We start from the raw sequence: 25,341 nt of genomic DNA, 5'->3' as shown, positions 1-25,341 counted from the left end.
CGCTCATTTCCCGGTGAGCAAGCGGTATTGGGCGGCCATCATCTGGTGCAGCGCGTTCTCCTGCTCGTTCTGCATCTCGTAGGCGTAGCGATCCGCGCGCGCCACGCACCAGTAGCCCAACGCCTCATTGAAGCATCTCGCCTTGGGCATCCCGCTTATCCCGCCGACTTGGTGTGGGCCGGACATGTCGGCGACGATGCGCGCCGCCGCCCCGGCGTCCGGGGTCTGATAGACCCTCGTTTCCAGCACGTAGGCAACCTCTTGTACGTTGGCGGACTTGAACAATGCCTGTAGGTGCACCGGGTCATCGGCCTCCAGGTGTAACGCTCCGTGCGCGTCATAGATGCCGTCGTTGATCGACTCGTTCTCCTGTCGGGGCGGCACGGTGCGCGCCATCAACCCGTCGGGATCCAACGGCAGCTGAGCCATCCGATCCGGCGGAGTGGGCTTGAAGGCATCGATTAGGGGCTGCTGCAGATCCAGGGTGGTGGCGATGAATTGCGCTGCGACGTCGGCCGTGTCGTCCGACGTCGCCGTTTGGGCGAGGAGGTATTGGCCGTGGGCGCTCAGGGCGGTCACCGAGAAGCGTGGGCCGCCCGGGGCGGGGTACTGTGCGGTCCAGCGGAAAGTCAGTGCGGCCGTCCCCGGATAACGTGGAATCGAAAAGGGCTGTGTGGGAAGCGGTTTACTGTCAAATGGCATCGTCAGGGTGGTGCCCTTGGCGGCCATGTCGGCGGCCGCGGCGATCGCGTCGGCGGGGCTGGCCAGCTCCAACACAATGTTGAGCAGACCCTTGTAGGGGCCCTTGTCGGTATGCCGTGAGCTGGAAAACCCGGCCACCAGGTTATGGCCCCGCAGCGCGTCGCCCATCGGGATGCCCAGCAGCGCGTTCACCCCGTCGGTGTCTTTGACCACGCCGGAATCGATTTGGGCGTAAGCCGTCAGGTCACGGTCGACCTCCCAGGGACCGACGACGGCGCCGGCCAGGCGGCGTCCTTCGGCCCAGCCGCCCCGCAGCGCGTCGCCGGCCGTGCCCAGGGGGTCGCGCGGGGTGGTGGGGAAGTTCCCGGCGTCGAGCAGGGCGAGGTCGACGCCGTCGGAACCGTCCGTCCCCGGGGCCCTGACGGCGGTTCCCGCGACGGTCGAACTGCACGCGACCGTCAGCGCCGCGACCGCGACGGCGAGGGCCAACGGGCGGGTAAGGCTCGTCATGGCGCCGTCAGCATCAGGTATTGGGCCGCGACGATCTGGTGCGCCTCTACCTCTTGGGCGGCAGTGACTTTGAACGCGTAGCGGTCGGCGGTGCCGAGGCACAGGAAGCGCACCGAGCCCAACTCGGAAGTATCGGGCCCGCGGTCGAAGCAGCGCGCCGAGGGCAGCCCGTTGACGCCGGGGGCGGAGCGGTAGCCCAGGAAGGGAACGTCGATGCGGGCGAGCCCGTCGGCGGCCCGCTGGGCGCCGGTGGTGTCGACGGCCTCGTAGACGGTGGTGCGGTCGGCGGCGACGTGACCGATGCCGGCGTCGGCGAACATCGCCTCGGTGGCCACGGGGTCGGGCCGGAAATGCAGCGCGCCGTGCGGTGGATAGACCGTGGCCTGGTTGGCGCCGGGGTCGGTGGCGGGCACGGTGCGGGCCAGCAGTCCGGTCGGGTCGGCGGGCAGGGCGGCCAGCTGGTCCACCGGGGTGGCCTGGAAGTGGTCGGCCATCGGGCCTTGCAGGTCAAGGGTTTTGGCGATCAGGTCGGCGGCCGCGCCGGCGCTCTCTTTGGAGCCGGCGAACTGGAAGAACACGTAGGGGCCGTGCGCGGTGAACGCTTCGGCTTCGAAGCCGCCCGACAACGGCGCCACGTTCGCCACCGTGTCGGGGTAGCGCGGGATCGGCAGCCGGGTGGCGGGGATGTTGCCCGGCCGGATGGTGGCCAGGTCGGCGGCGGCCATGGCAGCGGCGGCGTCGCTGGCGTCCTGTGCGCCGGGGAATCGGAAGACACCGTTGTCGAGGATCTTGGGTTTGTCGGTCGGGGGCTGGCCGCGTGGCGGTGGCGGGGTGACGCGCCCACTGACGAAGCCTGCCACGAAGTGATGCGCCGCGGCGATCGCGGCGATCGAGTCACCGCGCACCAGCGCCGAGAGCCGTCCCGCCTCGGGAAGTGCTGTGGTGGGGGCGATTTCGGCGCTCAGCGGGCTGATCAACGTCCCGTCGACCTGCCACGGGCCTGCCACCATGTCCGCCATCCGCTGGGCTTCGGTCCGGCGCCCGGCCGCGTCGTCGGCAACGGTGCCCAGCGGCGGGCGCGGTCGGCGCGGATAGTTGCCGGGATCGAGCAGCGCCACGTTGGCCGCCGGTGGCGCGGGGCCGCCCGACTTGACGGCGTTGCCGGTGACCACGGTCGAGCAGCCGACGCCCAGTGCGGTCACCGCGGCGAGCGTGACGATCAGCAACGCCGGCGATCGCAGCCGGGCGCGAATCCGTTTCTGGTCCTCGCGGATTCGGCACCATTCGGCCCCTGCGTCGGCCCGGGCGGCAGTGCGGTGCAGCTGGCCGATCCGCGGGGAGCGGTTACGCGGCGCGTGCCGATCCCCCATCCCTGTCCCCTCGTTTCGGCGCCCACTGCAGGCCACCCGCGGCGATCCCGACCAGACCAGCAGAATGGTAGTCGCTACCACCAGCGCATCAGATTCGTTCGCCGATTTTGCCAGGGCTGATCATCATCCCTCCTTCGCGATGAGTTCGGCGGTCAGCCGGTGGTGACGCGCTCGGCCATCCGCGTGGCGATCGTGATCGCTTGATCGGTGCGGTTCTCGCCGCAGCTGCGCACGTCGATGACGATGTTGTTGCGCGCCGCCAGGGCTCGCTGGCACTGCCAGCCTCCGGCGCCCTCCTGGGTGTTGGTGATGCTCAGCATTCCGTCACGGTTGGTGGCGGTGCCCGCTGTCCAGACGCTGGTCGGCTCCCGGCGGGTGGTCAGGTGCAGGCTGGCGCCGTTGCATCTCGGCCACGCCTGCGCCTGCTTGGCGGCAAAGTCGTTGGCCGCTTTCGCGGTGCCGAAGTAGATCGCGGCGCTGTGGTTGAGGTGCCGGGCGCCGTCGCGGTCCTGCAGCGACTGGGTCCGAACACCGATCCAGCCGCTGCCGTCGAGTTCCGACTCGAGTGCGGGCGCCTGGATCTCACCGCATTCGGGCCGGTCGGTCGTCAGGCCGCTGTAGGCGGTGTGGTCGTTGCCCGAGTCGGGTGCGGGCGCGATATCGGTGGCGCCCTCGATGCTGTTGATCATCGCGACGTCCAGCAACAGGCCGGGCAGCGCCGACAACGGCACCGTGGGCGCCTCCGGTGCCGGGCCCGGGCTGACCGGCGCCGCGGAAGTCTTCGGCGCCGGCAGGACCGTCGAGCTCGCCGTGTCGTCGGGGCTGGCTGCGACGTTGATCGCCAGGCCCGCGGCCCCCAGGGTGACCACGACCGCGGCCCCCACCGCGATCTGCGCCCAGGTGGGCCAGCGCCGCGAAGGCGCGGGGACGAACGCCGGCGGGTATCCGGGCGAGGGTCCCCAGGCGGGCGCCCCCGGCAGCAGGGGCGGTCTCGGCGGAGGGCCCGCCATCGCGAATGGCCGGCGCGGCAAGACCGCGGTGACCTGCTCCGGGTTCGGCGGTGTCGGGTGGGTCATCGGCGGGTGCGGGTGGTTGGGCATGTGCGGTCCTTCGGAACGGGTTGTCGTGTGCGGCGCCTCCGCCGCATTGCTCCGAATTGAAACACAGCGTTCTGCGGTGCGCAATGTTTTGAAACGTTGCACCGCTCCGTTTTTATTGCTAGCGTTCCACCATGACCGGACGACCTGGCAGGAGGACCCCATGAGCGCTGCATCGCTGCAACACCACGCCAAACCGTCGAGCGGCGCACCCGGGTCGGGCACCGCGAGGCGCGGACCGCACCTGGCACCCGCCGTGCGCTGGGCGCTGGTTGCCACCGTCGGCCTGGCCCTGCTGCTGACGGGGTGCACCGCGACCACCAGCGGGCGCCCGGCGGCCGCCGCGGACCTGGGCCGCTGGCAACCGCCGGCGATCCTGCCCCAGCACCTCGCCGACCTGCTGCTCAAGGAGGACGACGTGAACACGATCGCGCACACCACCGGCATGACGGTGCGTAAGCCGGTCTCGCGGATGTGGCACGACGAGGAGATGCTGTCCAACCCCGCCTGCGTCGATACCTACTCGCCCGCCGAAGCCACCGCGTACAAAGGCAGCAACTGGACGGCGGTGCAGGGGCAGATACTCGACGACGCCACACCCGCCGTGCGCGAGCACGCGCTCATGCAAGTCCTGATCGGTTTCCGTGACGCCGATTCGGCCCGGCAATTCTTCGGCCAATCCAAAGCGCGCTGGTCCGGCTGCGCCAACCGCTCCATCATCGTCACGGCCCCCGGGCACGCCCCCACCGTTTGGGAGCTCGGCGAGCTGCAGGCCAGCGACTCCACGTTGGCCATCCTTCAAACCCAACCCAGCGGCCGCGGGCCCACCTGCCAGCGGGCCATCGGGCTGGTCAACAACGTCATCGTCGACACCCTGTGGTGCGGGTTCGACACCACCACCCAAGCGACCGACATCGTCTCGAAAACCACGGCCGTGATCTCGCAAGCGTGACTCGCCCGTCGCCCACCCGAACCCTTACCCACTACGGAGGAATCATGTCCGCGCCGCACCGAGGCCACCGGCACGCTTACGGCTACCCCCAGCCGCATCAATACCCGCCCGCGCATCCCCACCCGCCGGCGCATCCCTACCCGTCGGCGCATCACGCCCCGCCGCCCGGCTATCCGCCGCCGCCAAGGGGCGCGGAACCGCTCTTCGCCGTGCGGGTCAGGAAACACACCGGCGCCGTCATTCTGATGTTCAACCAGGCCTACACGGTCACCGGGACGCTCGCCCAATGCGAGGCCGCACTGGACAACGCCCTGCTCCACAACCTGCTGGCCGGGTGGTGGAGTTTGGCCTCCGTGCTGGTCTGGAATTGGGTGGCCCTACTCGAAAACCACAATGCGCGAAAGCATTTGCGGCGCCAGGCCGCCGCGCGGGCGTACACCGCGCCCGCCACACCGCCCTGGATCGCCGGACCGCCGCGTTAACTGATCGTCAGCTGGGCGATGAGGTTCTCGATGGCCCGTGCGGCCTCCGGCGCGATGGAGCGCTCCGCCTCGGCGTCTTCGAGGACGGACACCGGCAGGCCGGCGCCGTTGGCCGCCTCCTCGAGGTTCAACTCCGCGCGGTGGCGGGCGCCGTAGAGCCGCTGGCCGAGGGTGGCCCCCGGTGAACGCGCCGCGCGCATCATCAAGTCGTTGTAACTGCGCCGCACGCCGCTCAACGCCAGGATGACCGACGGGCTGCCCTTGGCGTTGCGCGCGGCGCTCGATGCCAGCCGCTCCAGTCTGCGCAGGTCGGCCAGGGTCTTCGTGGCCTTGGGGGTGAAGTCGGGATCGGTGGGCTCGGGCAACTCGGAGATGGCGGTGTGCAGGGTGTGCATGGCCAGTTCGACCGTCTCGGCCATCAGCGGCGCCTGGACGGAGTCGGTGAACGACTCGGTGGCCTCCTCGAGGGCACCCGCGACCGGCCCGCCGGTCCTGATGGGACCACCGGTCGGCGGCGCAGTCGCGCCGCGGCGGATTCGGGTGATGTGGCCGGTGGGCCAGTCCAGCACCCGCTCGAGCTTCTCCAGCGTGGCGCGGCGCGGCCAGCTGCGACCCTTCTCGAAATTGATCAGGGCGCCCGCGTTGATGATTCCGTCGCGGTCCAGGCTGCGCTGGGAAATCCCCAGCTGCTGACGCCGCTCTGCGACCGCGTTGCCCGCGCGCACGACGCCGGGGTCGCTTTCGTTGTCCCACCACTGCTCGTCCTCGGCCTCGAACGGGCGCATGATTTGGGTCGATTCCTCTGGTGGCGCGTCCGATTGGTGCTGCGGGGTCAGGGTCACCGGGACCCCGTCGGGGGCGCCGAGACAGATCGTGATGGGCCCGGTGATCAGTACCGAGCTGCGACGTATCCCGTCGACGAACATCCCGTTGGTGCTGGTGTCGAAGGCCTGCCAGCCGTCGCGGTGCGGCTCGAGCCGAACGTGTGACCGCGAGATCCGCTCGTCGTCCACCGCTACCGTGGTCCCGGCGTCGCGCCCGATGACGGCGACGCCGGCCGCGGGCGCCAGGGTGCGCGTCGCCTGGCCGACCCGCACGGTGAGCGCGGTCGTCGGTTGGTCGAATGTCACTGATCGCTCCTCGGTCGAGTAGGCGCCCCACTGCTGCGGTAGGACTCGGTGCACCACTGCTGCATGCTACATCCGACCCGCGTGCACCGGTCCCGGGAAATCCACCATGCGGCGGCGGTGTCGCCGAGCCCTGGCCCGCCTGCACGCCGTACCGCGTCGCAGCCCCGGCACGTCTGCGCAGTTCAAAGCGGCACTGCGCCCGACGCCGTCACTGCGCTCGACCACGCCATGGCGCACCGTTTAAAAGCGTTGCGCGCGACTACCGCTTCGGTTAAGTTGAAGCAGTGGCGGGCCGATCCGCCGCGAGGCACGGAAGAGAGGGCCCCTCGATGCAGCCACACCCGCCCCTGGCGCCACGGCAAAACCCCCAACCGGTTGCACCGGGACGCTGTTACGAGCCGCGCACCGAACCGCTGCGCCGGCCCGTCGCGTGGAGGCCGCAGCCCGTGCCTTACCCGCCGCCGCCCATCGGTGCGAACGCCTGGGCGCCGGCCACCTTCCGTGCGGCCGGCGGGACACCCCGCCGCGGGCACCTGCCGCTCTATCTGGGAGCGGCGGCCGCCGTGGCCGCCGCGATCGCGGCCATCGCGGGTTTCTGGGTGCCGGGATTCTTCGTCACCAGGCAGCTCGATGTCGCCGCCGTCCAGTCCGGCGTCGCACACGTCCTGTCCGACCCGGCGGGTTACGGCGCCCGGGACGTCAGCGACGTCACCTGCAACGACGGGCAGAACCCGACCGTCACCAAGGGCGGCACCTTCACCTGCCAGGTGACCATCGATCACCTCAAACACCAGTTCGTGGTCACCTTCACCGACGACTCGGGCAGCTATGAAGTCAGCGCCCCGAAGGGCACCAAGGTCTAAAGCGCCGCCGCGACGTGCACTACCGCGTCTCGCTGCCGTCGGCGTCCCAGCTCCCCGGCAGCATGGGAATCTTTGGGCCGCCGCCGAACTCGTCACCGTCCAGAGTGGCCAGTCCCGTTGCCGCAGCGGTCGCCTCGCGGCGGCCGGTGCCCGCGAACCCCAGCCTTCCCGCGCCGTTCTCCGATGCGAGCGCCGAAGGCTCGCCGGCCGGGGCGCCCCAATCCGGATCGACGCCGACGTTCATGTCGGCGAACTCGTCGCCGTAGTCGCGCCGCGTCGCCCGCTTGCGCCGTCGCGCCCTGGCCTGTCCGCGTGCCGCGGCGGCCGCGGCGGCGGTGGCGCTATCCGGTTCCGGCGCTTTCCTTTTGGCGCTGGAGCTGGCCGCGGCGCCCATGCCCGAGCCGAACCCGATGCCGGGCGGGGCGATGACGTAGGGCGGGGCGAAACCCGCGGCGTGCGGTGGCGGCGGGGCGGGTGGCGCGGAGCTGGCGACGGTGGTCACGGTCGAAGCGGGTGCGGACGCCGGGGCGGAGGCGGGCGCCGGGGCCGGCGCGACGGTGGACGGCGCGACCGCGACGGCCGGAGTGGGACTGGGCGGTGGGGCGGCCGCCGGCAGTGGCGCCGGCGTGACGGCGGGCGGGGCCATGCTCGCCAGGCCGGCCAACCCGGCGAAGCCACCGACGGCGCCGAAGGGGGCGGCCGCGAGCAGGACCGCGGGGGCCAGCAATTCCGGCTGGCTCGTGAAGATCTCGAGGATGTGCGTCGGCCAGTCGAACAGCATGAGTTGAACGATGTACTGGAACGCCAGCGCCGGATTGTGCACCAGGTAATAGCCGAATTGCTGGAAATCCTCCAGCAGTTCCAGCGCCCGGACCACCCAGAACAGCGGGTCTCCCGCGTTGGTATAGGCGTCGTAGGGCAAGCCGTTGACGGTGCCCTGCGCGGGGTCCCAGTTGATGCCGAGGTTCCTCAGGATGTTGGCGATGAAGTCGTCGAGCGGGTTGTCGATCGTGGGGTCGTGGATGTCGCCGCCCGAGTCTTGGCTGGAGGCATCGGATTTGACTATCGGCGGGGCGGGGTCCGTTTGCGGCGTGGACTGCACAGCCGCGGCGGACACCGCTTGGTAGGTGGTCATGGTGGTGGCCGCTTGAACCCACATCCGCGCGTAATCGGCCTCGTTGACCGCGATCGGGATCGTATTGATGCCAAAGAAATTCGTCGCCACCAACGCCCCGTGGACGGCGTGGTTGGCGGCGAGTTCCGGCAGCGTCGGCATGGCCGCCAGCGCCGCGGTGTAGGCGACTGCGGCCGTCTCGTGTTGGGCGGCGGTCGCCGCGCTGTGCGCACCGGCTTGCGTCAGCCACGCCAGGTATGGCGCATGGGCGGCCACATACGATTCCGCGCTGGGCCCCTCCCACGAGGCAGCCTGCGTCGCGGCCAGGACGCCGCTGAGTTGTGCTGCGGCCGAGGCGTATTCGGCGCTCAGTTCGGACCATGCCCCTGCCGCCGAAAGGAGCGACGCGGGACCGGGGCCGCTGCTGAGCGAGGCGGAGTGCACTTCCGGTGGCGAGGCCATCCAGATGGGCGCCGTCATGGGTACTCCTCGGGCTGGAGGTCTTACCAGGCAGAGGAGAGCTTAATGAAAATGATTTCCGTTATCAACTCGGCGGGTGGGCCGGGCCGCCCCGGTGCTACACCAACGGGCGGCCCGTCCTGATCCGGCGATCGACGTCGGCCAGCAGGACATTGAAGGGAAACTGCCGAATGAACCGCGGCAAGCGCCGGTTCACCAGCGCAAGCGTCCCGATCAGCCGGTCGAAGCGCCGTTGCCTGGTGGCATCCCAGGGCAGTCGCATCTCGTCGCGGAACCGCTGCGGCAAGAAACCCGTGGTGATCAGCAGAGCGAAGCTGTCGGAGGCGCGCTGCAGGCGGTGGGGCAACGTCAGCCCCGGGATGCGACTGGCGGCTATCGGGTACAGGTACTCCCGCACGGCGTCGTCGATGTGCACCTTGGCCAGCGACTCCTGCCAATACCGGTCGAACGCCGCGCGGTCCGGCGGCCACATCTCCGGCGGCACCTGCAACGTGGTGGCCAGGGCCATGCCCTCGCGGTAGTGGCGGTCGGCGTCCTCGCCCTCCAGCTCGCCGATGAACATCCGGTAGATGTCCACGCCGCCCTTGTACAGGCAGGCCCCCACCCAGAGCTGCAGGTCGGGATCGAAAGCGTTGTACTGCACCGGACTTTCGGGGGTGGAGTAGACCTGCGCGTGTGCCCGGTTCACCGCTCGGCGGAACGCGTCCTTCTGGGCGTCGCTGCCTCTGGTCGCCACCGCCAGGTACGTGAAGGTCGTGCGGGCGCGCTTGATCGGGTGCAGGTCGATTCGGCCGCTTTCGACGCGGCTCTCCATGACGCCGTAGCCGACACCGGGGCGCCCCAGTTGCATGATCACGTTCGCCGGGCCGGCCAGCAGTGCCACTCCCATCAACCCCTCGTCGATGCCGAGCGGCCGTCGGCGCCGCCGCGCGGGGGATCGCCGTGGCGCATCGGCGACGGGGCGCTCGACGTGCCGGACCGGTTCGCGAACAGCCTCGTGTAGTGCCATGGTCAACCCCTCCAACGGCGCCGCCCGGGAATGTGCGAACGCGCGTTTCCTGATATTGTCGTGGCCTCGCGTTGGTGTCAAGATGGTTCGCATGAGCGAAACCTCGGGGGCGCGGCCGTACCGCGGCGTCGAGGCCGCGCAGCGCCTGGCCACGCGCCGGAGTCGGCTGCTGGCCGCGGGCTTGGACCTCCTCGGGGCGGAGCAGCAGAACATCTCCGCGGTCACGGTTCGCGGCGTGTGCCGCCAGGCCGGCCTGGCGGCCAGGTATTTCTACGAAAGCTTCGCCGACAAAGACGAATTCGTCGCCGCCGTGTTCGACTCGGTGGTCGCCGAGCTGGCGGCCACCACCCAGGCCGCAGTCGCTGCCGTGCCGGCGCACGAGCAGACGCGGGCTGGGATGGCCAACATCGTGCGCACCATCGCCGACGACGCGCGCCTCGGGCGCCTGCTGTTCAGCACGCAACTGGCCGATCCGGTGATCGTGCGCAAGCGCGCCGAATCCACCGCGCTGTTCGCGATGCTGTCCGGCCAGCACGTCGGAGACGCGCTGCGAGTGCCTGCCAATGACCGCATCAAGGCCGCGGCGCACTTCGTCGTCGGCGGCGTCGGGCAGACCATCAGCGCCTGGCTAGCCGGCGACGTCCGACTCGAACCGGAAGAGCTCGTCGATCACCTGGCCGCCCTGCTCGACGAGCTCGCCGAGCCCAACCTCTACCGACCGACCGAGGCGCGCGCGGAATCCTGACGCGGCGTTCTCACACCGGGCACCCGGTGGGCCACCCCGTGGTCGCGGTGAGCGAGAAGTCGCTCAAGGCGCCCGAAATCTGTTGTCCCAATTCGGCATTCGAGTTCTGGCCGTCCGCCTCGTAGCCCAGGAACGAAACGAACACCTGTTCGCGCATTCTGCCCGACAGCAACGCCAACACCCCGTTCGTGCGGCGCATCGTCGCGGCAGTCACCCCGGGGTACAGGGACTTCATGGCGAAGTAGTCGGCGTCCGTGCCGTCGGGGCGGTTGGCAGCCGGGTCGACCGCACCGAGGTTGGACGACACGACGGCTGTTGCGCTTCCGGTGGCCACGCCGATCAGCCGGCGCATGACGCGTCGTGGGATCAGAGGAACGAGCGGGAGCAACGCCCAGCGCTCGTCCGGCTCATCCTGATGGCGGAGCAACGCCTGCCTTAGCGCGGCGCGGATCTCGCGCAGGTCCGTCACGGGCGCGGGGCCCACCATGACGTCGACATTGGTGACCGCGTTCGCGCGCGTATCAGCCGGGCCGCGCTCGTTGACGGGTATCCCGACGGTGACCGTGCCGTCCGCGGCGACCCGTCCCACCCGCTGGGCCAGGCGGGCCGCCAACCCGGCCAGCAGCGCGTTGCTGGTTCCCCCAAGGCGTTCGCGCGGGCGTCCCACTCGTCGGCATTGACGAAGATGGTTGCCGTTGGGAGAGCGACGGTTTCGTCAGCCCCGGTGAGCGGTCGCCGGTTGGGTGACCGGACATCGGCCACGGTGCCGCCGCCGCCACGGCCGGCCAGTCGCGCCGCGGCGACCACGGCGCGGCCGACCCGCGGCACGTCGCGCGCGGCTTGGTATGCATCCTCGCGCAGCGCCCGCCACCGCGGCCGCGATCCCGCGGCGGGCCAGCCGTTCGCGCGGTCGCGTCCCTGGGCCGCGTCCGCCAGCGCCTCGCACAACCCGACCCCGTCGCTGAGGCAATGCGTGACGACAAGGCTCACCGCCGCTCCCCCATCGGTGAGCGGCAGCACCGCGAGCTGCCATCCGGGCCCGCGTTCGGCGTCCGGTCGCCTGGCCGCCTGCACCTCCAGCCAGGAGTCGACGGCATCGCGCGGCCGGGGCACCGCGACGAACTCGATGCCTGGCTGATCGCCGGGCGTGACCCACCGATGGCGGCCAAACGGTAACGGGGACCGTTCGATCCGGCGGCATAACCGGCCCCGCTGCAAATGGTGATGGAACTCTTGCAGGCCGTCGATGCCGACGGCGCGGTTGTAGATCCACACACATTGCACGAGGCTGGTGGTTCCGGTTGCTCGCTCACCGAGAAAGAGGGTCTGGTCGGCCAGATCCAGCACGTTGCTCATCGCTAGGCCGCCTCGTTGTCGTCTTCCCCTGGGGCTTTCGTGCTCGCCGGCCCACCTCGCGGCGCTACGACGTCCGCCTGCTGTGCGATGCCGGTGGCCACGCGCCCGAACACCCGGGTCAGCGTCGCGATGTAGCGATCCACCGACTCGCGGGCCACCGGGTTGTCCGGGAAGGAGATGGTCACCGTGGTATTCGCGGCCTGCCGGTTGATCCACATGTTGATGCCGCCGGCGGACAGATTGTCACCGTAAGTACCGAAATTCAGCTCAGCCCACAGGCCGGCGAGTGGGATTTTGCGAAAGTCGAGGAACGACAACATCATCGGCAAACGGGTGGGCGGCTTTATCTCCAGATCGTCCGATGCCGCAGCCAGCTCCATGACCCGCTCAACCGGCACGTCGGCAAGATCCTTGGCCGCATCGAACGACTTCTGGGCGGCTCGGGCCGCCTCGCCGAATGTGGTCCCGGCGGTCGGCACCGTGACCGGCACGAGGCTGGCGAACCAACCCACCGTCATGGTGTCTATGCCGGGCGCCCGGGTGTCCCTGGCCGTGAACCCGTGAAACACCTCACCGCCGGCCAACTCGTGCTCGGCCAAAGCGGTGCAGGCAAGAACTCCGCCGACGAATCGCGCGCCGGCGGCGCTGCACATGGCGTCGAAAGTCTCCGTGCCGGTGGCGTCCAGCAGCTCCACGGTCAACAAGTCGCCCTTGCTGCTGGACCATGTATCCCCAAGGGGGAGAGGAAAACTCGGCCAGTCACCGTCGGCATCGCGGGCGAACGCAATCCATTCCTTTGCCTCGGGGCAGTCCAGCGTCAGGCTCCGTGCCTTCTCACGCTGTCGCGCGGCATAGTCCTGATAGCTCCCGACCTCGGGAAGCGCGAGGGACGGGTGACCCTGCATGAGTTGCTGATAGGCCAAGTGGATATCGACGAAGATGACACCGGCGGACAGGCCATCGATGTGCAGGTGATCGACGCTGGCATAGAACGTGAAATAGTCTTCGTGCTGCACGACTCCGAATGTGAAGCAACCCCATTCGAGCGTTCCCGGCGTCGCCGTCAGCACATGGTTGCGCACTTGATCGGCGGCCATGTGTCCGAACTCCATGGGCACAAGCTCTACGGCGTCGGGGTTGTCGATCGCGCGACGCACGATTACACCGTTCTCGATTTCGAACCAACTGCGGTAGGTGTCGTGGCGACGGACATGCGAATTGACCACTGCGGTCATCGCTGGTATGTCACATACGCCGGGAATGTCCCAGGCCACTATCATCAATCGCGGTATCTGCCTGCGCAATGCACCACTGTGATAGGCGGCCCAAATATGTTGCCCCTGCTGGTAACTCGGAGCACAGTCGCTTTGTGGCGCGTTGCGAGCTGCTTCCTGCGTGAGCGGTGAGGCCGTCCACGCGGTGACCGGGCCATGGGGCGGTTGCCATTCCTTGATGTTGCCGAGCGAGACCATCTGCTTAAGTCCCCGTTCTTCCGATGCCGAATTGCCTTGGCGGGGGCAGGGATGCAGGCGGGCTTTTTCGCATGGCTTTTAGCCAAGCACGAATTCCCTTTGGGCTGAATACTTTGCGACGTGCTTCCCGGATGTCGGGACCCGAACTTATGGCGTCGCTATGCACCCCCTGTGTCGCCGCTGAGGACGGTAGCGCACGGTTGCGACGAAGGCAACAATTGCGCGGTGCTGTGAAGCATCCCACATCGCTCCAGTCGGACCGGCGATGCGGCGGCCGGGTTTGCCGATCAGTCGCTTCGGTGGCGCGCCTATATAAGGGCGCGCTCGAGGGGAGGAGTCGTTGCCCGAGCGGCCGTTGCGCCCGAAGTTAAGAGACGGCCATCGGCCCGGTTGGCAGCCGGCCCCAACCCGAGGTGGCGGTAAGCGAGAAGTCGGTCAGGGCCTCCGAAATGTGCTGCCCTAACTCGGCTTGGGAGTTGTGCCGACCCAGCTCGTAGGCCAGGAACGAGACGAAGACCCGGCCGTGCACCCTGCCCGACAGCAGCGCCAGCGCGCCGTTGGTGCGGTACATGGTCGCGGTGGTCACACCCGGGTAGACAGTCTTCATCGCGAAGTGGTCGGCCTCGGTGCCGTCCGGCCTATTGACGGCCGGGTCCATCGACCCGAGGTTGGACGACACGACGGTGACGGCACTGCCGGTGACCACACCGATCAGTCGCCGCATGACACCTTGCGGGATCAAGGGAACCAGCGGCAACAAGGCCCAGCGTTCGTCGGGCTCATCCTCGTGGCGGGACAGCGCCTCCTTGATGCCGGCGCGGATCTCGCGCAGGTCGGTCGTCGCGGGCGTGGGGTCGACCGTGATGTCGACGTTGACGACGGCGTTGGCACGGGTGTCGCCCGGGGTGCGCTCGTTGACGGGCATCCCCACGTTGACGGTGCCGTCCGCGGCGACCCGGCCCACGCGTTGTGCAAGGTGGGCCGCCAATCCGGCGAGCAGCGCGTTGCTGGTTCCCCCCAACGCGGTTGCGCGGGCGTCCCACTCGTCGGCGTCCACGAAGATGGTCGCCATGGGCAGCTCGAGGGGTCGGTCCGGCCCGGCGGGCGGCGCGGGCCGCTTGTTGGCCGGCGCAACGGCGGTCGCGTCGCGGCCGGCCCGGGCCATGCGTGCCGCCGCGACCACGGCGCGGCCCACATGGGCTGTGTCCCGCGCGCTTTGGCGCGCGTCCTCCCGCAGCGCCTGCCACCGTCCCCGGGATGCCGCCGCGGGCCAGTCGATCGCGTCGTCGCGGCCGCACGCCGCATCCGCCAAGGCCTCGCACAGCCCGACGCCGTCGGTGAGGCAGTGGGTCACCACCAGGCTCACCGCCGCGCCGCCGTCGGTCAGCGGGAGCACCCCCAGGTGCCAGCCCGGGCCATGCTCGGCATCCGGCCGCTTACCCGCCTGTTCGGCCAGCCACGCTTCGAGATCGTCGCGAGGCCGGGGCGTCGCGACGATCTCGAGGTCCGACTGGCTGGTGGGCGCCACCCAGCGATGCCGGCCGAACGGCAACGGGGACCGTTCGATGCGGCGGCGCAAGCGGCCCCGACCGAGGTGGCGATGGAAGGCGCGCAAACCGTCGATGTCGATCGGGCGGTCGTACACCCAGATCGCCTGCAACACACTGGTCGTGGCGGTCGCCCGCTCGCCCAGGAAAAGGGTCTGGTCGGCCAGGTCCAGCAGGTTGCTCATCGCTAGGCCGCCTCGTCGTCGTTCTTGGTCGGCGCGGTAATGCCCGGCTGGCCTCCGGTGGCGTCGACGACGCGCGCGAACATCTCACCCAACGTCGCGATGTAGCGATCCACGGACTCGCGCGCCGTCGCGTTGTCCGGGAAGGACATCGTCACCGTCGTCTTCTCGGCGTGGCGGTTGATCCACATGTTGATCCCGCCGTGCGACAGGCTGTCGCCGTAGGTGCCGAAATTGGTCTCCGCCCACAACCCGGCAAGCGGGATCTTCCGAAAGTCGAGGAAGGACAGCATCATCGGCAGACGCGTGGGCAGCTTGATGCCGAGTTCGTCGGGTGCGCCCAACTCCAGCAGTCGCTCGACCGGAACACCGGCGAGATCCTTGGCCGCGTCGAACGACTTCTGGGCGGCCCGGGCGGCCTCGGGGAAGGTAATTCCCGCGGTCGGCACCGTGACCGGGACCAGGCTCGCGAACCAACCCACCGTCATGGTGTCGATGCCCGGCGTCCGGGTGTCCCTGGCCGTGAACCCGTGATACACGGCGCCGCCGGTCAATTCCCGCTCCGCCAACGCCGTGCAGGCGAGGACCCCGCCGATGAACCGGGCGCCGGCCGCACAGCACACGGCGTCGAAAGCCTCCGTGCCGGCCGCATCCAGCAGATCGACGGTTACCAGGTCACCCTGGCTGTTGGTCCAGGTCTCGCCCAGCGGCAACGGGAAGCTGGGCCATTCGCCGTCGGTGTCGCGCGCGAACGCGATCCAGTCCTTGATCTCCGAAGACGACAGGGTGAGCCCGGCGACCTTCGCGCGCTGCCGCGCGGTGTAGTCGCGGTAGCTTCTGACCTCGGGAAGCGCTGCGGACCGCCGGCCCTGGACGAGTTCCTGATAGGCCAGGTGGATGTCGACGAAGATCACACCCGCCGACAGGCCGTCGATGTGCAGATGGTCCACGCTCGCATAGAACGTGAAGTAGTCGGCGTGCTGCACGACGCCGTAGGTGAAGCAATCCCATTCGAGCGTTGCGGGGGTCGTCGTCAGCACGTGGGTGCGCACTTGGTCGACCGTCCTGTGCCCGAACGACATCGGAACGAAGTCGATGACGCCGGGGTCCTCGATCGCGTGGCGCACGATGACGCCGTTATCGAATTCATACCAACTGTGGTAGGTGTCGTGCCGGCGGACGTGCGCGTTGACCGCGGCCGTCATCGCCGGGATGTCACACGTTCCGGGAATGTCCCACGATACGATCATCAGGCGCGGTAGCGCCCGGTTCATCGCCCTGCCATGGTAGGCGGCCCAGAGGTGTTGAGACTGTTGATAACTCGGAGCCAGATCACTTCGTTGCGCGGCGCGAGCCGCTTCGCACGCCGAAGGTGAAGCCGTCCACATGGTCAGCGGCCCCTGGGCCGGTTGCCATTCGTAGATGTTTCCGAGTGCGACCATCTCCCCCAGTCCCCGTTCTGCGGTGCCGATGTTGTGCGCGGCATGGGAGGAGCCGAGAAGCCGTGCGGCAACGGACTTTCCGCGCAGCACAAAATAAACCTTCGTGTCGGGATTCTTGGACGCCGTAGGTCGGGCTGAAGTTACGGCGTCGCTTGCACCCCCCTGTGTCGCTGCTATTGGACATTAGTCGAGGAAGACGGTCTTTTACGCCGTTTTGCGAAGATTCGCAATTGGCGTGTGTCGGCGCCGCCTCGCCAGTAGTCTTCTTTCCCTTCGGTTGTGTTCCGACGCCGGACCGGCAAGCCAAACCGTCACCGCCTCACGGCAATAGGGGCAGATCCCACAGCCGCATCCCGGGATCCAGCAACCAAAATCGCTCCATGGTCAGGCGCATCAGCCGCAACGCGCTGACGACCATGAAGGCCGCCAGCGGCAGCTCGACCAGCACCGCGGTGGCCACCGACAGCCAGAGGTCGTTGGGGCCCGCGGTCATCAGGTCGAACCAGGCGTCGCACATCAGGAGCACCCCGGTGGTGAACGCGGCCGGAATCAGCACCTGACGACGCAGGAAGCCCAGAACGGCGGTCGCCACCATGAACGTCATCAACAGGATGTCGAAGCCCACCCAGGTGAGGGGCCAGTCGTGCACGACGTAGTTCTCCGGCAGCGTGGTGGACAGATACCCCACCCAGGGGATCATCACCGCCGAACCACCGACCATCAGACTCAGCCGGATGCGTCGCACGCGGGCCAGGAAGAGGGGGTCGATGACGTCGCTCACCGGCTGTTCCAGCCGGGAGATGAGCTGCCGACGCTGCTCGGGGGTCAGGGCCGCAATCTGCGCGTCGGTCAGGATGCCGTCGGTCATCGACGACCGGCGGCCACCGGAGGCCGGCGGTCCGCCGCGGTCCTGGGCACGGCCTGAACATCACTGGAATCGAATTCCTTTATCCAGCAAGCGAATTCGAGGGTGATGCCGTCGGGGTCCTGAAAGTAGAACGACCGGACGTACACCCCGGGGTGCACTGTCGCGGACACCTGCATGGGGCTCTCGTCATGGTTCAGCACCGGGCCGACCCGCACCCCCTTGTCCTTGAGCCGCTGGCGGTAGGCGTCGAACTTCTCGGCCGGCACGTGGAATGCCAGGTGGTTCATGGTGCTCACCGCGCTGGTGATGTCGCCGATGCCGGGGATGGCGCCCGGCGACGAGATGCCCGGCACCCGGTCGGGGGCGTCGGCGAACCAGAAGAACGCCACGCAGTCGCCGTTGCCGGCGTCGAAGAAGAAGTGCTGGCCGGCGCCGCCGGGCAGGTCCAGCGACTTGATCAACGGCATGCCGAGGATGTTGGTGTAGAAGTCCACGGTGCGGGCCATGTCCGAGCACACCAGCGCGACGTGGTTGATTCCGCCGAGTTCGAATTCCGTGTTGGTGTTCTGCGGCTTGATCATCGCGCGGCTCCCCTCGGTCCCCGGCTTGAAGTCCTGGCGAAGATGTGATTCTGAATCTAACATCAGCTTCAGTTTTCTTTCGAGATGTCGATCGCCAACAGGGCCGCTGAAATGACTCCTCACACCGGTGCCGCAGGGGTTGTCCGCGAATTCGTCGGGCTACCGTCGCGCACCGCAGGGCGTGCCGGGGCGGGTGGGCATCCTTGCCAGGGGCTGTACCACCGCGGGGTGGGCCGCAAGCCGAAGGTGGCGATGATCGCCACGCATTATCAGATCGACTTCTCCGAGCACTACCTCGCCGACTACATGGCCACCCGAGGGGTCGGTTTCCTCGGCTGGAACACCCGGTTCCGCGGCTTCGAAAGCAGTTTCCTGTTGGACCACGCGCTGGTCGACATCGGCGTCGGGGTGCGCTGGTTGCGCGAGGTTCAAGGCGTTGAAACCGTTGTCCTGCTCGGTAATTCGGGTGGCGGATCGCTGATGGCCGCTTATCAGTCGCAGGCGGTGGAGCCGAACGTGACCCCGCTGGACGGGATGCGGCCCGCGGCGGGACTGACCGAGCTGCCGGCCGCGGACGGATACGTTGCGGCCGCCGCGCATCCCGGGCGACCCGACGTGTTGACAGCCTGGATGGACGCCGCCGTCGTCGACGAGAACGATCCCGTGGCCACCGACGCCGACCTGGACCTGTTCAACGACCGCAACGGACCGCCCTATTCGCCGGAGTTCCTCGACCGCTATCGGCGCGCGCAGACCGCGCGCAACCATGCCATCACCGACTGGGCCGAGAAGGAACTCAAACGCGTTCGCGCGGCGGGTTTTTCCGACCGCCCGTTCAGCGTCATGCGCACGTGGGCCGATCCCCGCATGGTGGACCCGAGTATCGAGCCGACGAGGCGTCAACCGAACACGTGTTACGCGGGGCACCCGGCGAAGGCGAACCGTTCCGCGCACGGCATCGCCGCGGCCTGCACGCTGCGCAGCTGGCTGGGCATGTGGAGCCTGCGGGTGGCACAGACTCGCGCCGAGCCGCACCTGGCCCGGATCACCTGCCCGGCGCTGGTGATCAACGCCGAGGCCGACACCGGTGTCTTTCCGTCGGACGCCCAACGGATTTACGCCGCGCTCGCCAGCGGAGACAAGACGCAGGCGTCGGTCGACACCGACCACTACTTCACCACCCCGGGCGCCCGCGGCGAGCAAGCCGATCTGATCACCAAGTGGATCGCCAAGCGGTTTCGCTGAGAACCGCCACCCGGTGACCGCTGTGGTCAACCAACCGACCGGTTGTTAGTTTGGAAGGTGCTTGGCCGAGACACGACTCGAAAGCATGGGAAGGCGACCAATGCCGATCGCTATCACTCCTGAGCATCAAGACCTGGCCGATTCCGTGCGGTCGTTGGTGGCGCGCATCGCGCCATCCGAGGCGTTGCACGCGGCGATGGAAACGCCGATCGACAATCCGCCACCGTACTGGCGGGCGGCGGCCGAACAGGGCCTGCAGGGTTTGCACCTCGCCGAGTCCGTCGGCGGGCAGGGCTTCGGGATCCTCGAATTGGCGGTCGTGCTGGCCGAGTTCGGTTACGGCGCGGTGCCCGGACCTTTTGTGCCCTCCGCGATCGCCAGTGCCCTGATCTCCGCCAACGACCCCGACGCGAAGGTGCTCTCCGAACTGGCGTCCGGCGCCGCGATCGCCGCCTACGCGATGGACTGCTGCGGGCTGACCGCGACCCGCCATGGCGACACGTTGGTGCTGCGCGGCGAGGTCCGCGCGGTGCCCGCCGCGGCGCAGGCGTCCGTGCTGGTGTTACCGGTCGCGATCGACAGTGGCGAGGAATGGGTGGTGCTGCGCGCCGAGGAGCTCGAGATCGAGCCCGTCAAGAGCATCGACCCGCTGCGACCCGTCGCCCACGTGCGGGCCAACGCCGTCGAGGTCGGCGCCGACGCCGCGTTGCGCAACCTGAGCATGGCCACGGCGCACGCGCTGATGACCACACTGCTGTCCGCCGAGGCGATCGGGGTGGCGCGTTGGGCCACCGACACGGCGTCGCAATACGCCAAGATCCGCGAGCAGTTCGGCAGGCCGATCGGCCAGTTCCAGGCCATCAAGCACAAGTGTGCGGAGATGATCGCGGACACCGAACGGGCCACCGCGGCGGTATGGGACGCCGCCCGCGCCATCGACGAGGCGCGCGAAAACGACTGGGACATCACCGGTTCCCACGTCGAGTTCGCGGCCGCCGTCGCGGCGACGCTGGCCCCGGCGGCAGCCCAGCGGTGCGCGCAGGATTGCATTCAGGTGCACGGCGGGATCGGCTTCACCTGGGAGCACGACACCAACGTGTACTACCGCCGGGCATTGATCCTGGCCGCCTCCTTCGGCCGCGGGTCGGAGTACCCGCAGAAGGTGGTGCACACCGCGACGAGCACCGGCCTGCGCGCGGTCGACATCGACCTCGACCCCGACACCGAGAAGCTGCGCGAGGAGATCCGGGCCGAAGTGGGCGCGCTGAAGGCGATGGAACGCGACGAGCGCAAGGTCGCCATCGCCGAGGGCGGATGGACGCTGCCGTATCTGCCGAAACCGTGGGGCCGCGCCGCCGGTCCGGTCGAGCAGATCATCATCGCCCAGGAGTTCACCACCGGCCGGGTCAAGCGCCCGCAGATGGGCATCGCGACCTGGATCATCCCGTCGATCGTCGCCTTCGGGACCGAGGAGCAACAGCAGCGGTTCCTGCCGCCGACCTTCCGCGGCGAGATGATCTGGTGCCAGCTGTTCTCCGAGCCCGGCGCCGGCTCGGACCTGGCGGGGCTGAGCACCAAGGCGACCAGGACGGACGGCGGCTGGCGGATCACCGGCCAGAAGATATGGACCACGGCGGCGCAGCTCTCCCAGTGGGGGGCGTTGCTGGCGAGAACGGACCCGAGCGCCCCCAAGCACAATGGCATCACCTACTTCCTGCTCGACATGAAGAGCGAGGGTGTCCAGGTGAAGCCGCTGCGCGAGCTCACCGGGAACGCGATGTTCAACACCGTCTACATCGACGACGTGTTCGTGCCCGACGAGTGCGTGCTCGGTGAGGTGAACCGGGGCTGGGAAGTCAGCCGCAATACCCTTACCGCGGAACGGGTTTCGATCGGCAGCAGCGAGGCGAACTTCCTGGCCACCCTGGGCCAGTTCGTCGAGTTCGTTCGTGACGGACAGTTCGACCCGGTCGCCAGACACCGCGCCGGTCAGTTGATCGCCGAGGGCCACGCCGCCAAGGTGCTGAATCTGCGCTCGACGCTGTTGACGCTGGCCGGCGGGGATGCCATGCCGTCGGCGGCCATCTCCAAGCTGTTGTCGATGCGGACCGGCCAGGGGTACGCCGAGTTCGCGGTGTCCTCGTTCGGCACGGATGCCGCCATCGGAGACCCCGGCGAACCGCCCGGCAAATGGGGCGAATACCTGCTGGCGAGCCGCGCCACCACGATCTACGGCGGCACCTCCGAGGTGCAGCTGAACATCATCGCCGAGCGGTTGCTCGGGCTTCCTCGCGATCCCTGACCGCCACTTGGGCATTGGCCCCGGAGAGGGGCCATGCCGACCTGAGGGGTGGTCAGGCCGGCATGGTTTCCCCCCCATCCCGTGGGCCGGTCAACCTTGGAGTGGATCGGCACGTCGAGGTTGACCGGTTACCACGGGGAGGGTGGTTCACCACCACCAGTTCCACCAGTGACCGGGGGCCCAGAATCCGCGGTTGCCCGAACCCCATCCGGGGTGGCCTCCCCCGCCCCATCCGTGGCCACCCCATCCATGGCCGCCATGACCCCCGCCTGGACGGTCAGGGATGATGCCGGGACCGCCGGGCGCACCGTGGGGGCCGGCGGTGGTGAAGCTGGTGTCGATACATGGCGCCGGGGCAGCCTGGGCCGCGGGGCTGGGGCCCAGCAGCAGCGCGCCGGCCACCGCCGATGCGCCGACTGCGCCCACGGCCGCGCCGCGCAGCGATCGCGTGGAGATCGTCATCGCGAGAGCTCCCTTCCAGACTGATGCCGACAAAGAAAACGTTAGCCAGATGTTTCCCGGCAAACAACATCCGCACACGAAATATGTCCTGTGAATTATGTAACAAATGCTTAACTGAGTTTTATCGAGGCGACGGTGGGCGGATTTAATGACTTTCTCAGTTCAGGATTTTAACCGGTACTGAATGGTCGCTACCCAGACATATTTCCAGCTCAGGCGCGATATACTGACATACTGGCTTGCGTTGTTCCGTATTAGCGGAATGCCTGAACCGCAGATTGCCCGACCCCGCAACGATGTCCCCATGGCCCGCATCACACAGACCCGAACAATCGTTTACGCAGCTAATCAAGTGAATTTGCTGGGATGGCCCGCGGTGGGGCGACGCCCCGCGCCCACGGCCCGGCGGCGCGACTTCCGCCGCCGTCGGTGGAAGAATCAGTATTGACACACTCGAGCGCTGATTTACTGATTGGCCACTCATTCGGAGGACGACCGCCACAGTGAACTTCAACCCCAGCCACATCGGACCCGGCGCCGGAACGTTTCGCCCCGGGCCGTCGGCCGCGCCGACGGGAGACGCCGCGCCAACCGAACGCCTCATGGGACTCGGTGGGCAGGCCCCCCAGCGGATGGGCGGCCAGCCGGCGGCGAACCAGGCGGGCCGGGTTCAGCGGACGCGCCGCACCGTCGACCTCCCGGCGGCCACCCACCGCGCGCTCGACATCTGGCAGCGGGAGGCGGCCGACCGCCTGGGCGTCGCCAGGGTGACCGGGCAGGAGGTTCTCACCGCGCTCATCGACCAGCTCCTGGTCGACCCCAAGCTCGCGGCGCAGATCACCCGCGCCATCAAGGACCGCCGCTGACCGCGGCTAGTCGACCTCCATCTCGCGCAGCTCGCGCTTGAGGATCTTGCCCGTCGGGTTCCGCGGCAGCTCCTCGAGGAAGACCACCTCACGCGGCACCTTGTAACGGGCCAGGTGATCGCGCACGTAGTGCTTGATGGTGTCCTCATCGACGTCGGAGCCGTCCTTCTTGACGACGAAGGCGCGCAGGCGGTGACCCCACTCCTTGTCCTCGACGCCGATCGCGGTCGCCTCGACCACCTCCGGGTGGCCGCTGATCAGGTCCTCGACCTCGGCGGGGAACACGTTCTCGCCACCGGAGACGATCATCTCGTCGTCGCGGCCGCTGACGTACAGCAGGCCGTGCTCGTCGAAGTATCCGACGTCGCCGGACGACATCAGGCCGTCGATGATCTGCTTGTGCCCGCCGCCGGTGTAGCCCTCGAACGGGAACGCGTTGCCGACGAAGATCCGGCCGACCTCGCCCTGCGGCCTCTCCTTGCCGTTGTCGTCCAGGATCTTGACCTTCACGCCCTTGACCACCGGCCCGACCGTTGCGGCGTTGCGCTCCAGGTCCTGCGGCCCGGCGATGGTCGCGAACGCGATCTCCGTCGAGCCGTACATGTTGTAGATGACCGGACCGAGGTCCTTCAGCGCGCGGCTGGCCAGCTCGGCGCCCAGCTGCGAGCCGGAGATGAACACGATCTTCAGGCTGGACAGGTCCGGCTTCTTGTCCATCTTCTCGACCGCGTCGAGGATGCGGGACAGCATCACCGGCACCACGACCATCGCGGTCACCTTGTACTTCTCGATGTCCTCGAGCACGTGCGGCGGCTTGAATTTGCGCCGCAGCACCAGCGTCGAGCCCAGGAACATCGCGATGGTGCCGTGCAGAAAACCCAGCGCATGGAACATCGGGGCGGGCAGCGAGGTCACCTCGTTGGCCTTGAACGGCACGTGCGACAGGATGCCCCCGATGGGCGCCAGTGTCGGCGGGGTGCTGCGGTTGGCCCCCTTCGGCGTGCCGGTGGTGCCGCTGGTCAGGATGATGATCGACGAGTGCTTGCTCGCCTTGGGCGCGGGATCTTTGCTGCTGCGCTCGATCAGGTCGGCCAGCGTCTCGTCCTTGCTGCCCGACGGTTCGTCCGCGTCGGGATTGGTGCCCAGCGCGCGCAGGAAGCCCAGTTCCGGCTCGGCCTTGCTGACCGCCTTGGTGTACTCGTCGTCGTAGATGATCAGCTTGGCGCCCTCGCGCTCCGACACCTCCTTGATCTGCGGGCCGGAGAACTCGCTGTTGAGCAGGATGATCCGGGCGCCGACCCGGGCGGCTCCGAAGTAAGCGATCAGGAACCAGCGGGTGTTGCGGGCGAGGATCGCGACGCCGTCACCGCCCTTGACGCCCATCTCGATCAGGCCGTTCGCCACCGCGTGGGCTGCCTCGTCGAGCTCTTTGAAGGAGAACTCGCCGTCCTCGTCGATGCACGCGGCCCGGTCGGGATGGCGCCGGGCATTCAACGACGGGAGCATGCCGAACTCGCCCCACTTGTAGATGTCGTTGGCCATCGCGGCGTAGTTCTGCGGCGGCTCCAGCCGGAAGGCGCCCGCTTCGAAGATCTTGCGCACGTAGTGCAATTCGGCTGAGCCGCGCTCCAGGTATTGCTGGACCTTGGCAACCGCCTGCCCGGGCAGGCCGATCAGATTAGGCATGGATCCACCCTATGTGACGTCCGTCGCATTCCGAGGGGTAAGTACCCATCCACTTACGATGATGAACATGAGCGGTCCGGCGTCACTGGAAGTGGCCGGCCGCCGGGTCACCGTCACCCATCCCGACAGGGTGGTATTCGAGGCCCACGACGGCAAGGGGCCGTTCACCAAGTTGGACCTGGTCCGCTACTACCTGTCCGTGGCCGACGGGGCGCTGCGCGGGGTGGCCGGCCGGCCGATGATCCTCAAGCGTTTCGTCAAGGGCATCGCGGAAGAGGCGGTATTCCAGAAGCGCGCCCCGAAAAACCGGCCCGACTACGTCGACGTCGCCGAACTGCACTACGCACGCGGCACGTCGGCCGCCGAGGCCGTCATCGACGACGCCGCCGGCCTGGTGTGGGCGGTCAACCTGGGCTGCGTCGACCTCAACCCGCACCCGGTGCGCGCCGACGACCTCGACCACCCGGACGAGTTGCGGGTCGACCTGGATCCGATGCCCGGGGTGTCCTGGCGGCGGATCGTCGAGGTGGCCCTGGTGGCCCGCGGGGTGCTGGAGGATTACGGCCTGGTCGCCTGGCCGAAGACGTCGGGGTCGCGCGGACCGAGTACGCCGACGCGACCGTGCGGTCCTTGGCGTTCTGGTTGAAATCGACGAACACCCCCTCGCGCTCCTCCTTCCACCAGCGGCTGGTCGCCGCGTCGGGCACCCGCCGCTCGACCTCGCGGGCCACGGTCTGGGCGGCCAGCCGCACCTGCCGGAACTCCCAGCGCGGGGCTATCCGGGCGTAGATGTGAAAGCCTCGCGACCCCGACGTCTTCGGCCAGGCGACCAGGCCGTAATCCTCCAGCACCCCGCGGGCCACCAGGGCCACCTCGAC

20 protein-coding genes and 3 pseudogenes are annotated in these 25,341 nt (G+C 68.5%); 8 read left to right on the top strand and 15 right to left on the bottom strand.

All coding sequences use genetic code 11. From position 1 onward, the window contains the following. Positions 1–3: 3 nt before the first annotated feature. From A5704_RS03015 to A5704_RS28170, 3 genes are all read right to left on the bottom strand, one after another. Positions 4–1,212, bottom strand: coding sequence for a hypothetical protein (locus tag A5704_RS03015; RefSeq protein WP_067757557.1), 1,209 nt, complete (start codon positions 1,210–1,212; stop codon positions 4–6). Next, positions 1,209–2,582 (bottom strand): hypothetical protein, encoded by a 1,374-nt coding sequence (locus A5704_RS03010; RefSeq protein WP_231968748.1) that lies wholly within the window; start codon positions 2,580–2,582, stop codon positions 1,209–1,211. Before A5704_RS03010 ends, A5704_RS03015 begins: the two co-directional genes overlap by 4 nt. A gap of 152 nt (positions 2,583–2,734) precedes the next feature. Next, positions 2,735–3,682, bottom strand: a complete 948-nt coding sequence (locus A5704_RS28170) for a sensor domain-containing protein (RefSeq protein ID WP_197498896.1) — start codon at positions 3,680–3,682, stop codon at positions 2,735–2,737. A 160-nt stretch (positions 3,683–3,842) separates the two neighbouring features. On the opposite strand from A5704_RS28170, the gene A5704_RS28700 reads away from it, so the two are divergent. Then, positions 3,843–4,631 carry a sensor domain-containing protein gene (locus A5704_RS28700; protein ID WP_197498895.1) on the top strand — a complete coding sequence of 263 codons (789 nt, stop codon included), beginning with the start codon at positions 3,843–3,845 and terminating at the stop codon, positions 4,629–4,631. 44 nt (positions 4,632–4,675) lie between these two features. Further along, entirely contained in the window at positions 4,676–5,113 is a 438-nt protein-coding gene (locus A5704_RS27335; protein ID WP_082954755.1) for a hypothetical protein, read from the top strand. Here A5704_RS27335 and A5704_RS02990 read toward each other — a convergent pair. Then, positions 5,110–6,300, bottom strand: coding sequence for an FHA domain-containing protein (locus tag A5704_RS02990; RefSeq protein ID WP_082954754.1), 1,191 nt, complete (start codon positions 6,298–6,300; stop codon positions 5,110–5,112). The two genes, A5704_RS27335 and A5704_RS02990, sit on opposite strands and share 4 nt — an antisense overlap. A 389-nt stretch (positions 6,301–6,689) precedes the next feature. Here A5704_RS02990 and A5704_RS02985 point away from each other — a divergent pair, with 389 nt between their 5' ends. Continuing rightward, positions 6,690–7,106, top strand: a complete 417-nt coding sequence (locus A5704_RS02985; protein WP_067757546.1) for a DUF4333 domain-containing protein — start codon at positions 6,690–6,692, stop codon at positions 7,104–7,106. A 19-nt stretch (positions 7,107–7,125) separates the two neighbouring features. Here the strand turns inward: A5704_RS02985 and A5704_RS02980 are convergent, their stop codons facing one another. Beyond that, on the bottom strand, positions 7,126–8,700 hold the full coding sequence (locus tag A5704_RS02980) for a PPE family protein (protein ID WP_067757544.1): 1,575 nt from the start codon (positions 8,698–8,700) through the stop codon (positions 7,126–7,128). Between the two features lie 97 nt (positions 8,701–8,797). Further along, on the bottom strand, positions 8,798–9,709 hold the full coding sequence (locus tag A5704_RS02975) for an oxygenase MpaB family protein (RefSeq protein WP_067757542.1): 912 nt from the start codon (positions 9,707–9,709) through the stop codon (positions 8,798–8,800). 82 nt (positions 9,710–9,791) lie between these two features. Between A5704_RS02975 and A5704_RS02970 the strand changes: the two genes are divergently transcribed. Next, a complete protein-coding gene (locus tag A5704_RS02970) occupies positions 9,792–10,454 on the top strand; it encodes a TetR/AcrR family transcriptional regulator (protein ID WP_067757590.1) in 663 nt (220 codons plus the stop codon). 10 nt (positions 10,455–10,464) lie between these two features. Here the strand turns inward: A5704_RS02970 and A5704_RS02965 are convergent. From A5704_RS02965 to A5704_RS02940, 6 genes and pseudogenes are all read right to left on the bottom strand, one after another. Then, positions 10,465–11,810, bottom strand: a pseudogene (locus A5704_RS02965) (hypothetical protein). 2 nt (positions 11,811–11,812) lie between these two features. Continuing rightward, positions 11,813–13,282 (bottom strand): condensation domain-containing protein, encoded by a 1,470-nt coding sequence (locus A5704_RS02960; protein WP_067757536.1) that lies wholly within the window; start codon positions 13,280–13,282, stop codon positions 11,813–11,815. Positions 13,283–13,649: 367 nt separating this feature from the next. Beyond that, positions 13,650–15,014, bottom strand: coding sequence for a hypothetical protein (locus tag A5704_RS02955; protein WP_067757532.1), 1,365 nt, complete (start codon positions 15,012–15,014; stop codon positions 13,650–13,652). A 2-nt stretch (positions 15,015–15,016) separates the two neighbouring features. After that, complete coding sequence (locus A5704_RS02950) at positions 15,017–16,453, bottom strand: condensation domain-containing protein (protein WP_067887293.1); 1,437 nt, start codon at positions 16,451–16,453, stop codon at positions 15,017–15,019. A 319-nt stretch (positions 16,454–16,772) separates the two neighbouring features. Continuing rightward, positions 16,773–17,321 carry a hypothetical protein gene (locus A5704_RS02945; protein ID WP_067757525.1) on the bottom strand — a complete coding sequence of 183 codons (549 nt, stop codon included), beginning with the start codon at positions 17,319–17,321 and terminating at the stop codon, positions 16,773–16,775. Continuing rightward, positions 17,318–17,902: a VOC family protein gene (locus tag A5704_RS02940; protein WP_067757521.1), complete on the bottom strand. Its 585-nt coding sequence runs from the start codon at positions 17,900–17,902 to the stop codon at positions 17,318–17,320. Before A5704_RS02940 ends, A5704_RS02945 begins: the two co-directional genes overlap by 4 nt. Positions 17,903–18,013: 111 nt before the next feature. Here A5704_RS02940 and A5704_RS02935 point away from each other — a divergent pair, with 111 nt between their 5' ends. Together A5704_RS02935 and A5704_RS02930 are read left to right on the top strand one after the other, a co-directional pair. After that, a complete protein-coding gene (locus A5704_RS02935; RefSeq protein WP_067757587.1) occupies positions 18,014–19,147 on the top strand; it encodes an alpha/beta hydrolase in 1,134 nt (377 codons plus the stop codon). A gap of 100 nt (positions 19,148–19,247) precedes the next feature. Beyond that, a complete protein-coding gene (locus A5704_RS02930; RefSeq protein WP_067757517.1) occupies positions 19,248–21,449 on the top strand; it encodes an acyl-CoA dehydrogenase in 2,202 nt (733 codons plus the stop codon). A 147-nt stretch (positions 21,450–21,596) separates the two neighbouring features. Here A5704_RS02930 and A5704_RS29005 read toward each other — a convergent pair whose 3' ends face one another. Continuing rightward, positions 21,597–21,911 carry a hypothetical protein gene (locus tag A5704_RS29005; protein WP_082950264.1) on the bottom strand — a complete coding sequence of 105 codons (315 nt, stop codon included), beginning with the start codon at positions 21,909–21,911 and terminating at the stop codon, positions 21,597–21,599. Positions 21,912–22,414: 503 nt separating this feature from the next. On the opposite strand from A5704_RS29005, the gene A5704_RS02925 reads away from it, so the two are divergent. Next, complete coding sequence (locus A5704_RS02925) at positions 22,415–22,777, top strand: ATPase (protein WP_067757513.1); 363 nt, start codon at positions 22,415–22,417, stop codon at positions 22,775–22,777. Between the two features lie 6 nt (positions 22,778–22,783). On the opposite strand, the gene fadD2 is transcribed toward A5704_RS02925, so the two are convergent. After that, on the bottom strand, positions 22,784–24,463 hold the full coding sequence (fadD2, locus tag A5704_RS02920; protein ID WP_067757510.1) for a long-chain-fatty-acid--CoA ligase FadD2: 1,680 nt from the start codon (positions 24,461–24,463) through the stop codon (positions 22,784–22,786). A 58-nt stretch (positions 24,464–24,521) separates the two neighbouring features. Here fadD2 and A5704_RS02915 point away from each other — a divergent pair. Further along, positions 24,522–25,064, top strand: a pseudogene (locus A5704_RS02915) (DNA polymerase domain-containing protein); the annotation flags it as partial. A 40-nt stretch (positions 25,065–25,104) separates the two neighbouring features. Here A5704_RS02915 and A5704_RS27325 read toward each other — a convergent pair. Next, positions 25,105–25,314 (bottom strand): annotated as a pseudogene (locus A5704_RS27325) (DNA polymerase domain-containing protein); the annotation flags it as partial. Positions 25,315–25,341: the final 27 nt, after the last annotated feature.

It is taken from the genome of Mycobacterium sp. E735, from assembly GCF_001666955.1.
Taxonomy (GTDB): domain Bacteria; phylum Actinomycetota; class Actinomycetes; order Mycobacteriales; family Mycobacteriaceae; genus Mycobacterium.
This window is presented reverse-complemented; position numbering and strand designations above follow the sequence as displayed.

Bases quoted from the DNA above. Each gene is read 5' to 3' on its own strand.
- A5704_RS03015 (WP_067757557.1), bottom strand. From the start codon at position 1,212: ATGACGAGCCTTACCCGCCCGTTGGCCCTCGCCGTCGCGGTCGCGGCG.
- A5704_RS03010 (WP_231968748.1), bottom strand. From the start codon at position 2,582: ATGGGGGATCGGCACGCGCCGCGTAACCGCTCCCCGCGGATCGGCCAG.
- A5704_RS28170 (WP_197498896.1), bottom strand. From the start codon at position 3,682: ATGCCCAACCACCCGCACCCGCCGATGACCCACCCGACACCGCCGAAC.
- A5704_RS28700 (WP_197498895.1), top strand. From the start codon at position 3,843: ATGAGCGCTGCATCGCTGCAACACCACGCCAAACCGTCGAGCGGCGCA.
- A5704_RS27335 (WP_082954755.1), top strand. From the start codon at position 4,676: ATGTCCGCGCCGCACCGAGGCCACCGGCACGCTTACGGCTACCCCCAG.
- A5704_RS02980 (WP_067757544.1), bottom strand. From the start codon at position 8,700: ATGACGGCGCCCATCTGGATGGCCTCGCCACCGGAAGTGCACTCCGCC.
- A5704_RS02975 (WP_067757542.1), bottom strand. From the start codon at position 9,709: ATGGCACTACACGAGGCTGTTCGCGAACCGGTCCGGCACGTCGAGCGC.
- A5704_RS02970 (WP_067757590.1), top strand. From the start codon at position 9,792: ATGGTTCGCATGAGCGAAACCTCGGGGGCGCGGCCGTACCGCGGCGTC.
- A5704_RS02960 (WP_067757536.1), bottom strand. From the start codon at position 13,282: ATGGTCTCGCTCGGCAACATCAAGGAATGGCAACCGCCCCATGGCCCG.
- A5704_RS02955 (WP_067757532.1), bottom strand. From the start codon at position 15,014: ATGAGCAACCTGCTGGACCTGGCCGACCAGACCCTTTTCCTGGGCGAG.
- A5704_RS02950 (WP_067887293.1), bottom strand. From the start codon at position 16,453: ATGGTCGCACTCGGAAACATCTACGAATGGCAACCGGCCCAGGGGCCG.
- A5704_RS02945 (WP_067757525.1), bottom strand. From the start codon at position 17,321: ATGACCGACGGCATCCTGACCGACGCGCAGATTGCGGCCCTGACCCCC.
- A5704_RS02940 (WP_067757521.1), bottom strand. From the start codon at position 17,902: ATGATCAAGCCGCAGAACACCAACACGGAATTCGAACTCGGCGGAATC.
- A5704_RS02935 (WP_067757587.1), top strand. From the start codon at position 18,014: ATGACTCCTCACACCGGTGCCGCAGGGGTTGTCCGCGAATTCGTCGGG.
- A5704_RS02930 (WP_067757517.1), top strand. From the start codon at position 19,248: ATGCCGATCGCTATCACTCCTGAGCATCAAGACCTGGCCGATTCCGTG.
- A5704_RS29005 (WP_082950264.1), bottom strand. From the start codon at position 21,911: ATGACGATCTCCACGCGATCGCTGCGCGGCGCGGCCGTGGGCGCAGTC.
- fadD2 (WP_067757510.1), bottom strand. From the start codon at position 24,463: ATGCCTAATCTGATCGGCCTGCCCGGGCAGGCGGTTGCCAAGGTCCAG.